The 10044-nt window shown below is 43.0% G+C and carries 10 protein-coding genes; 3 read left to right on the top strand and 7 right to left on the bottom strand.

The genetic code is table 11. The features are described 5' to 3' along the window. On the bottom strand, positions 1-617 hold a 617-nt coding region (locus tag AC1DUA_RS09525), incomplete at its 3' end, for a YeiH family protein (protein ID WP_477499501.1). Positions 618-788: 171 nt separating this feature from the next. On the opposite strand from AC1DUA_RS09525, the gene AC1DUA_RS09520 reads away from it, so the two are divergent. Further along, positions 789-1685, top strand: coding sequence for a LysR family transcriptional regulator (locus AC1DUA_RS09520; RefSeq protein ID WP_477499503.1), 897 nt, complete (start codon positions 789-791; stop codon positions 1683-1685). Positions 1686-1933: 248 nt separating this feature from the next. Here AC1DUA_RS09520 and AC1DUA_RS09515 read toward each other — a convergent pair whose 3' ends face one another. From AC1DUA_RS09515 to AC1DUA_RS09500, 4 genes are all read right to left on the bottom strand, one after another. Then, positions 1934-2878, bottom strand: coding sequence for an alpha/beta hydrolase (locus tag AC1DUA_RS09515; protein ID WP_477499500.1), 945 nt, complete (start codon positions 2876-2878; stop codon positions 1934-1936). A gap of 147 nt (positions 2879-3025) precedes the next feature. Beyond that, complete coding sequence (locus AC1DUA_RS09510) at positions 3026-3874, bottom strand: SDR family oxidoreductase (RefSeq protein ID WP_477499499.1); 849 nt, start codon at positions 3872-3874, stop codon at positions 3026-3028. Positions 3875-4060: 186 nt separating this feature from the next. After that, complete coding sequence (locus AC1DUA_RS09505; protein ID WP_477499498.1) at positions 4061-5749, bottom strand: methyl-accepting chemotaxis protein; 1689 nt, start codon at positions 5747-5749, stop codon at positions 4061-4063. Positions 5750-6013: 264 nt separating this feature from the next. Continuing rightward, positions 6014-6973, bottom strand: a complete 960-nt coding sequence (locus AC1DUA_RS09500) for an MBL fold metallo-hydrolase (protein ID WP_477499502.1) — start codon at positions 6971-6973, stop codon at positions 6014-6016. A 420-nt stretch (positions 6974-7393) separates the two neighbouring features. On the opposite strand from AC1DUA_RS09500, the gene AC1DUA_RS09495 reads away from it, so the two are divergent. Next, on the top strand, positions 7394-7771 hold the full coding sequence (locus tag AC1DUA_RS09495; RefSeq protein WP_477499497.1) for a MerR family transcriptional regulator: 378 nt from the start codon (positions 7394-7396) through the stop codon (positions 7769-7771). Between the two features lie 245 nt (positions 7772-8016). Here the strand turns inward: AC1DUA_RS09495 and AC1DUA_RS09490 are convergent, their stop codons facing one another. Further along, positions 8017-8811 (bottom strand): TrmH family RNA methyltransferase, encoded by a 795-nt coding sequence (locus AC1DUA_RS09490; RefSeq protein ID WP_477499496.1) that lies wholly within the window; start codon positions 8809-8811, stop codon positions 8017-8019. Positions 8812-8820: 9 nt separating this feature from the next. Next, entirely contained in the window at positions 8821-9480 is a 660-nt protein-coding gene (locus AC1DUA_RS09485) for a potassium channel family protein (protein WP_477499495.1), read from the bottom strand. 162 nt (positions 9481-9642) lie between these two features. On the opposite strand from AC1DUA_RS09485, the gene sspI reads away from it, so the two are divergent. Further along, on the top strand, positions 9643-9846 hold the full coding sequence (gene sspI / locus AC1DUA_RS09480) for a small acid-soluble spore protein SspI (protein ID WP_477499494.1): 204 nt from the start codon (positions 9643-9645) through the stop codon (positions 9844-9846). Positions 9847-10044: the final 198 nt, after the last annotated feature.

Below are 10044 nucleotides of genomic sequence, written 5' to 3'. Positions count from 1 at the left end.
GCTATGACATGCGCAATTTCGTGAAGGGTTGCCCCAGAGAAGATACCATAACCTTTTGCCGTTAAGCCTAGTACCGGATATAGGATCGTGTAGACAAGTGTGAAAATAGTACCCAAAATAGCGACAGTCGCGGCTCCAATAGCTGTCTCATCGTCATTCGCCTTAATTTGAGGAGATATCGCAACAACTGCAGCTGCTCCGCAAATAGCGGTACCACAGGCTGTTAATAGGCCTAAGCGGTTCTCTACCTTAAATAACTTTGCTATACCATAAACCGCACAAATCGTAAAAACGATATTGATGATTGCAATTGCCAAGACTTTAGGACCAGCGTGAACGATATCGACCAAGTTCAATCTCATCCCCAACAAGATAATGCCGTAGCGTAAAAGTGTTTTGCTTGAGAAAGAGATCCCTTTCATTGCTTGCTGTGGGACCCCGATAATACCCCTGTAAAGCATACCAAGCAGTATCGCTATCACAAGTTGGCCCATAATACTGAGAAACGGAAAGCCCGCTAAGTACTTCGCAACGACTGCAAGAACGAAAGTTATGCTAATTCCTTGCATGAATTCTTGCCGCTTTTGCTTCATTGGTAAGGCATATAAGATCTCCATAATCCCCACCCTCTCCTTCAAGTTAAACCTCGTTGTCTTTTATCTCCTTCACTATACGGCCATTCGAATAATAAGTGAAATACCAATAATCAATCTTTATCATGAGAAAAACTTATGATTAAGTTGTACCCTCTCCAAAGAATTTGTACAATATAGCTAGGGGGTATGGAAATGATTGTTGATGCACTTCGGGTGTTTGTTACGGTAGCAGAGCAAAATAACTTCTCTAGAGCAGGAGAATTGTTAAACTTGTCCCAGCCAGCCGTTTCATTACAAATTCGAAACCTAGAAAACGAATTCAATGCCAAACTTATGCATCGTTCACCAAAACATGTTGTTCTTACAGATGCAGGAGAGATTCTATATCGGCAAGCCAAGCAAATTCTTTCCCTTTACGAACAAGGAAAACAAGACATCCATTTACTAAATCAGAAAGTAACAGGATCTATTCAAATTGGAGCTAGTTTTACGATTGGTGAATATATTTTGCCGCGGCTGCTTGCGGATTTTGCTAATCAGTTTCCAGAGGTCGATATGTCTTTGACTATTGCAAATACTGAGGAGATTGCCTTAGCGCTGAAAGCCAACAAACTTGATCTTGGTTTAGTTGAGGGAGAAGTCTCACAGAACGGGATTCAAATTACAACTTATATGAAAGATGAAATGCTTCTCATTATATCTCCGAATCATCCATTATGTGCCAAAAAGACCGTGAAGCCGGATATGCTCCATGATTGCACCTGGGTTCTCAGGGAACATGGCTCCGGTACTCGGTCTTACAGCGATAAGTTCATCCATACGAACGGCTTGCGCATTAAACGTTCGTATGTATTTACTAGCAGCCAAGGAGTTAAAGAAGCCGTTGCTGCTGGCTTGGGAATTTCCATTCTGTCACGCTGGATTGTTCGCAAAGAGTTAGAAGCTGGAGAGATTACGGCAATCCCTCTCAACCCCAAACTAGCAKAACGTGATTTCTGGTTTATTCAAAATAAAGATATTTCTTCGTCAATGGCTATTCATATGTTCATACAAAAATTGTTGGAGCAAACGCCTTTCGTACGTTCTTAATTCGAATAAAAAAGGCTCCCTCAAAAATACTGAGAGTGCCTCATTGTTTATTATTTGCTTGCTGGCCATTTGCGAACTAGGCAACTGAGTGACAGTTGTGAGTTGTAATTCACTTTGTATAATATGAACAAGGTGTTATTACATCACTTTTACTTGATGCACTACATCGTGGAGCCTCAGATCTTAGAAGCACTGGGAGCATGGGATAGATGGATATCGCGGATTACGATGTCTGATCTTTTCATTGATCATTTGTGTAAGGCACGCTTTAAAGCCGTTTTATATCCGGTTATAATTCTCTGGCTGATTTCAGCAGTAGGCAAGTACTCTTCGAAGCCGTGAAAACATCCGGGGTATAAATGAAACTCTGTTGGCACACCCGCCTGTGTTAGCCTTAATACATAATCGATTGTTTCATCACGAAATGGATCTAAGTCACCGACACATGTGTATGTGGGGGGAAGTCCTGACAAATCGGTTGCTCGTGCTGGAGCAGCATATTGGGATACTTCATCTATTCCCCCTAAATACATGCTCCATCCAAATTGGGTTTTTTCTTTATTCCATACTCTTCGATCTGTTATTTCATTGCTGGACTTAGTAATGATCTGATCATCAATCATTGGATAGAGAGGCATTTGGAATCGTATAGAAGGCCCCTTGCGATCTCTTGCCAAAAGGGAGACAGCAGCCGTTAATCCACCTCCGGCACTGGGACCAACTACTGCGATTCTAGACGAATCAACCCCAAGCTCTTCAGCATTTTTAGAGAACCATTCGAGTGCAGCATAGCAATCATCGAGTGCAGCTGGATAAGGATGTTCTGGAGCAAGTCGATAATCCACGGAAACGATGACGCAATTGAGTTCAGATACTAGTTGTTGCAAGGTAGGGTCCATCATATCAGCAGATCCAAGGATATAGCCACCACCATGAATATATAGAACACCTGGAAGGGTTTCATCCTTCACTCTTGGTTCATAGATTTTAATCCGAACATCTGGCTCTCCTTCTGCTCCTGGAACATGTTTCTCTGATGTTAAAACTGCATCGTTAACGGGCATCGATGCAGCTATACCAGCAAACATCTCATTCATCTCGTTCCTTTTGGCACCTAGATTCTCTTGGGTATAAATGACTTCTGGTAGAAAAGAAAACATTTCTTTCATTTCCGGGTTTAATTTTATCTCCATAATCCAACCATCCTTCGTTAGTAGTTTCACAACGCGAGTGTTTCATAATGAGCAACAAAGCCTCAGAAACTGTACGTGGTACATCACTGAGGCATTTATCGCGCTCGTCACTTTAAGGACAAATGCTGATTTTGGTTATTTATACCCTTATTTTCTTTGCATATTGTTCCACGCTGTTTGCCCCAACAGTTCCCGCAAAGTAGTCATGTACGTTTCTTCCGACGTAGTCCATCTCAGTCTGGCAGTTTCTTCTGCATCTGGACCTGCAAGATAACGTAGTTGGTCAGACTCATCGTTGGCAGCAGCGTAAATCTGATCTGCAACCTGGTTCACATCTGCATTACCCAATGGAAAGCTCATCATGCATTGCATCATGTGATCAAAATAAGGCTTGTACGATTCTGGAACGGACGCATCTTGGGATGCGGACATGGTGTTAGACCCGAAGTTTGTCGTTAGCATGGAACCTGGCTCCACTAGTTTGAGTGAGATATTTTGCGATTCAAGCTCGTAGGCTAGTGATTCCGACAGTCCTTCGACTGCATGCTTTGACGCTGCATAGATCGAAAAAAGCGGGAATGATGTAAAGCCTATGTTTGAAGTAATATTTACAATGGTTCCGCCGCCTTGCCCACGAAAATAAGGTGTAATCGCCTGAATGACGTTCATCGTACCGAAGACATTGGTCTCGAAAACCCCGCGGATAGCATCCATAGGTGTTGTTTCAAACACCGAGATGACGCTAACTCCTGCATTGTTCACCACTGCGTCTATCTGGCCAAACCTGGCGATCCCTGCCGCAATCGCGGCCTCTATGCTGTCAGGATTAGTAGTATCCAGCGCCGTTACAAAAATCCGTTCGGGATTTTCCACTGCCAAGCTCATCTCCGGTTTGCGCATCGTCGCAACCACGTTCCATCCCTCATTAGCAAACTTCCTTGCTGCAGTATTTCCTAATCCCGTCGAACACCCCGTAATCAATACCGTTTTTGTCATAGAACTATCTCCTCCGAATAACTTTTTGTTGTTTCTATCTTAGCTTACAGGGTTAAAGTGCCTCTAAGTCAATTCCAGATATCTACTCCTTATTGGTAAAGGATTGTTTTGGACTCAATCTAAGTTTTAAATGTAAGATGTGCTAGAGTAACTCTAATCAAAAGCACCTACCTAAATAATTTTAATTTATATCTTGAACATGCCAATTTGCTGCTGTAGTGCTTCTGTCATTTTAGACAGAGAAGAAGAAGAAAAGAATATCTCCTCTATTGATGCCAATTGTTCTTCCGTGGAAGTAGATATATGTTGTATGCCTGAGGAAGACTCCTCAACAATTTGTGAAATAGCATTTATTGAACTACTGACGTACTCCATCTTGTCATATATCTGATGAGCGGCAATCGCAACGTCTTGAGTTTGAATAGCAATATTTTGTACCGATTCTTGAATCTGCACAAATGAATTTCCTGCCATTTTTACCACGCGAATCCCTTCAACCACTTCTTTGGTTCCATCTTCCATAGATTGTGCAGCTAGATTAGTTTCTTGCTGAATGTTTGAAATTAATATAGCAATTTGCTGCGACGATTTTGCGGATTGGTCGGCTAATGTACGAATTTCACTTGCTACTACCGCAAATCCTTTTCCTTGTTCTCCTGCACGTGCTGCTTCAATAGAAGCATTCAAAGCCAGTAAGTTAGTTTGAGACGCAATACCGCTAATCATTTTCACAATTTCACCAATATCTTGAGACCTTGACATCAACCCTGTAATTACACTTGATAAGCTCTCAATGGTTTGATGAATAAAATTCATCTGTTTTACAACTTTCTGGATCTCTAGATTACCCTCTTTTGACTTAACCTCAGCTTTAGAAACAGAAGAGGCGAAACTTTGGATGTTAATGGCGATTTGACGCGCTCCTGCTGACATTTGGTTAATCTCTTGCACACTTTCCATCACGCTTTGTACTTGTCTTTCTGTCCCTTGTGCAATTTGTTGAATGGCAGAGCAAATCTGTTCTGTGGCATGATTCGTCTGTGCTGTACTTGCTGTTAATTCTTCTGAGGATGCTGCTACTTGTTCGACACTTGTGCTAACTTGAAATATTAAAGTACGAAGATTTATAACCATTTGGTTAAAGGAATCCGCTAATTCGCCGACCTCATCCTGTGTTCTCACATTAATATGTTCTACAGTCAGGTCCCTTGAAGCAATTAATTTTGAAGCATTCGCTAAGCGTACAATTGGTTTGGAGATGAGTCGGGCTATAAAGTAAGCGATTAGAATAGCACCAATAAGTGCAATCACACTTAGAATGAGGACCGTTCTCTGGATGGAGTCAACCATCAACGAGTTTTCCATGCTTCCTTCATCAACTAACTTCTGTTGACCTTCGGCAATTCTGCTAGCCAGCGTCTCCATTTCACGCCCTATCGGAATAACCTCAGAATCTGACAATCGTATTGCGGCTTCTTTGCTGGTCTTCATTAGGGAAATGATTTGATTGGTGCCTTGGTTAAATTGTAGCTCAAGTTCAATTAATTGCTTTAAATCATTTTTATCTTCATCGCGTCTTACCAAATTCAATGTTAAATGAATTAGTTCTATGAGTTGCTTATTCGCCTGATTATACCTATCGAGTCCTTCCTGGTTTTGGGTTAGCAGATAATCACGTATACTGCTCATCTGCTGTAACGTGTTTCCTCTTATGTCTTTCGATTTAGAAAGAATAATTTCCCGTCTATTTATCAAATCTGTATAGGCTTTATCAATCTTCATTAGATTGTAGAGGGATATTACACTTACAACTCCTAAAAGGAAAGCCATAACTAAGAAACCACTTATTATTTTTTTGCCAATACTAATTTTCACAAATGTACCTCTTTCGACGAATGATTACGTATTTCCAATTTCCTATGATTTTCAATATCTTAATGAACAGCTTCGTTCGAAGTAATCTGTTAAGTCACAATGAAAAGTTAGAGCCACGCGAATTAGATGACTAATAGAGGCCGAGAACTGTACCCACTTGTATAAACTATAATAAAACAGTACTAGAGAATCCTGAGTGTGAAAAAATGCTGAGTAAAGCTGATGCGAAGATAATTCAAAAGTAGTTCCCCTCCATACCATGATCTATTTTTCCCACCAAGCGTCAGTTGGAATTTCCTTAGCAGCTATCACAACAGTTTCGCCAATTTTTGGAGTTGCGATCTTTACCTTTTGTATTGATGCCGCTTTTGTGACCCGTTCTATGGGATCGGTCCATAAGTGAAAGGCTAGCGTGAACGCTCCCCAATGAATGGGAATCAAGAGCTGACCTCTAAGATCAAGATGAGCTTGCACCGTTTCCTCAGGCTTCATATGAATCAAAAACCGCTCGTCGTATTGCCCACACTCCATCATTGTCAAGTCAAATGGTCCATAGGTATCACCGATTTCCTTAAAGTGAGGACCATAGCCGCTATCTCCGCTGAAGTAAACCCTCGTCTCACGTCCAGCGATCACCCATGAACACCACAGTGTAGAATTACGGTTAAATAGCCCTCTTCCGGAAAAATGCCTTGCCGGCATACAAGCCAACGTAAGATTATCGATCACTAGCTCTTCATACCATTGGTGCTCGGAAATTTTTTCTGGATTGACTCCCCATTTGATCAAATGCCGGCCTACTCCTAATGGCACGATAAATCGACGGGCTTTGTCCCTTAGTTTACGAATTGAAGAATAGTCCAAATGATCATAGTGGTCATGCGATAAAATAATCGCATCCATCACGGGAAAATCCTCTGGCTGGAGAGGCAGGTTCTTGCTGTATCGTTTCTCACCAACCCAAGGAACTCGAGTGCCTAGCATTGGATCAAAAAGAAGTCTTTTACCCTCTATTTCAAGTAGAAAAGCCGAATGGCCAAACCACGTTACACGTGCAGCCTCCGGAACAGTAATTGCGTCAGCTAACCGAAATGTCTCTACATCAATAATAGTTGCAGGCTTTAGTTTCCCTCTTGTTAATAGCGTATCCCTTAGTAAACTGAAAATTGTCGATAAACCCATTCTCATATCGGTCGGAATTTGATTTTCATATTTTTTCATGATTATCCTCTTTCGTTCATTCATCATTTTCGCAGCGTGTTTCTATAATTTTCGGCTTTATTTTATTCTCTATGATGCAACCATCAGATGCGGACATGATTGTTCACTACGGCGACTATCTAGCCAAACTTGGTAATCCCTGCCGCAATAGCAGCCTCTATACTGGTGGGTTTTGTAAACTTCCTTGCTATAGTATTTCCTAATCCGGTCGAACCCCCGTAATCAATACAGTTTTTGTCATAGAACTATTTCCTTCAATCATTTTTTGTTGTTTCTATCTTAGCTTACTAGGTTGAAGTGGCTCTAAGTCAATTCCATTTATCTACGCCTTATTGGTAAAGAAATTTATTTGACTCGATTTAAGTTCTGATTATAAGATAGGCTAGAGTAACTCTAATAGAAAATGGCGGTGAGTGATATCTTATGGGTCTTTCTATGAAGGAAATTTCTGAAAAAATGGGTATTACTCCATATACACTTCGCTTCTATGAGAAAGAAGGCGTGCTGCCAATTGCTGAGCGAAATGCAATGGGGGTCCGCATCTTTAGTGAACATTACATCGATTGTATTGAGACGGTACAAGCCCTACGTTCAACAGGTTTACCACTTGCAGAAATAAAACAATATGTAGAGTTTTATAAGTGTGGGGATAGTACATTGAAAGAAAGGAAAAAGTTGCTGGTACACCAAAAAAGCAAAGTGGAGGAACAAGTAACACTCTTAATGAAAACACTGGAAAAGATCAATTATAAGTTGGCGTTAATCGATGTCCAAGATAATCAATTGGCAAAGCTGCCGTAATAGGAAGAGCACTGGCGATAAGTTCACGTAATCGAATTCTTCAGTTTCAGAGAATAAAAAAACAAGCCCTTGAGAAGTTCTTAGGGCTTGTTTTGTCATCACCGACAGGAGTCAAAGAGAATTCTCGCCCGGTGACAAACTGAATAACAACTCACGAACGCCTACCGTTCTTCACACGGTAATCAGAGCGCAGAACGCCTCAAGAACGGGTAGCGTTCTTGAGGCGTTCTGTGCTGTATAATAGGCTACATCAGCCGCTGCCGCGAAGCCTCAAACAGCAGCACCGTAGCCGCCATCGCCACATTCAGCGACTCCGCCTTCCCCTGCATCGGGATGATGACCTGCACATCCGACAGCGCAGCAACCTCCGGCGACACGCCCCGGCCCTCGTTGCCAAGAATCAGCCACGTCGGCTGCCGCAGGTCCGTGTCGTAGCACGAGCTCTGCGCCTGCAGGCTCGTGGTCACGAGCCGCACGCCGCGCTCACGCGCTCGCGGCAGCAAAAGCCCCAGATCTGCCTCCACAATCGGCAGATGATACATCGATCCCATCGTCGAGCGGATCGTCTTGGGATTGTACAGATCGACCGTGCCGCGGCCGAGCACAACCGCTTTGGCACCAACAGCATCCGCGCTCCGGATGATGGTGCCGAGGTTGCCCGGGTCTTGGACTCCGTCCAAGACCACCACAAGGTCATGCTCGCCAGCGAGCAGCTCGTCCATGCCTAGCTGCGGCCGAGCAACAATGGCCAGCACGCCCTGCGGAGTCTGCGTGTCCGTGCATTTCTCCAGAACGGCTTGGCTAACGCCGACCCATTCAACTGCGCCTGGCAGTGCCAGCCCAGCAAGGCCGTCAGGCAAGCCTTTATCCAGGCTAAAAATAACAGTTTCGACCGAGGCCCCCGCACGCAGAGCTTCTTCCACAAGATGATGGCCCTCGATGATATATTTCCCTTGCTTATCTCTACCCTTACGTTCCAACAACTGTGCCCACTCTTTCACGCGGGCGTTTTGAACAGACATAATTTCCGTATGTGTCATTTCTTCTACCTACTCTGCAAAAGTCACTTCAAAAGTTCGAAGATTCGAATTTTTACCAACGACAACCAAAATATCATCAGAACGGAGTGTTTCCTCCGCGCTTGGCGGAATAATCAGCTTGTCATTGTGCTTAATCGCGATGACATTACAGCCGTATTTAGCCCTAATATCAAGCTCGATTAGATTTTTGCCTATCATATTTCGAGAGGCTTGAATCTCCACGATGCTATAGTCCGAGGACARCTCTATGTAATCAACAATATTGGACGAAATCAAGTGGTGCGCCACGCGCTGCCCCATATCCCTCTCCGGATAAACCACCTTGTCTGCGCCAATTTTCTTAAGCACTTTGCCATGCAAGTCATTCACAGCTTTCACAACTACCGTAGGTATACCCATTTCTTTGAGAATTAATGTGGTCAAAATACTCGCTTGAATGTCCTCTCCAATGGCAACCACGACAACGTCAAAATTGCGAATACCAAGCGCTCGCAGCGCTTCTTCATCCGTTGAATCCGCCTGCACAGCGTGCGTGACGATCGATGAGATCTCTTGCACAGTCTCTTCCCGAAAATCGATGGCCATGACCTCAAAACCTAACTGTGACAACGTCCTGGCAATGCTGGACCCGAATCTTCCCATTCCTATAATGGCAAATTGTTTTCTCATAGGTTGGTGTTTCCTCCAAATTCCCAATGTTATTCTAAAGTATATCATACTTGTGATCTGTAAACTCACTGTGCACGGAAAGAGGCGAATGTGAAGGATGAACCGCCATCAACTTGCGCATATTAGTATCGATAACGAAATGGAAGCGAGGTCCACGAACGAATGAATATTACATTAAGACAGGCCATCGTCCAGAGAGTCCAAAATAAATCCAATGACGAACTTCAGGAAATTATTGAAGATTCCATTGGCGGGGAAGAACGGGTATTGCCCGGGCTAGGTGTGCTTTTCGAAATTATATGGCAGCATAGTGAAGCGAATATCCAAAATGAACTCGTTGAAACCTTAAAAGGGCATATTCCTTGACCTTGACCTCAATTCCCCACAATCGGCTAGGGGGCTGCTCCATGCACTCCCTTAGCTGAATATTCCTACTAAGTCATCCCTTCCCTCTTTCACAAACTTTCGAATACATACGATTACGATTTGATGTAAAAACTACATGTTTCCCTGGCTATTTCCACGTTAAAGTCCATAATCATGTAAAATGTACATCCATTCCAG

This window comes from Paenibacillus sp. 01T422 (assembly GCF_056398785.1).
This window is presented reverse-complemented; position numbering and strand designations above follow the sequence as displayed.

Excerpts from the sequence above, each read along its gene's own strand:
- AC1DUA_RS09515 (WP_477499500.1), bottom strand. The coding sequence starts at position 2,878 with ATGGAGATAAAATTAAACCCGGAAATGAAAGAAATGTTTTCTTTTCTA.
- AC1DUA_RS09510 (WP_477499499.1), bottom strand. The coding sequence starts at position 3,874 with ATGACAAAAACGGTATTGATTACGGGGTGTTCGACGGGATTAGGAAAT.
- AC1DUA_RS09495 (WP_477499497.1), top strand. The coding sequence starts at position 7,394 with ATGGGTCTTTCTATGAAGGAAATTTCTGAAAAAATGGGTATTACTCCA.
- AC1DUA_RS09490 (WP_477499496.1), bottom strand. The coding sequence starts at position 8,811 with ATGACACATACGGAAATTATGTCTGTTCAAAACGCCCGCGTGAAAGAG.
- sspI (WP_477499494.1), top strand. The coding sequence starts at position 9,643 with ATGAATATTACATTAAGACAGGCCATCGTCCAGAGAGTCCAAAATAAA.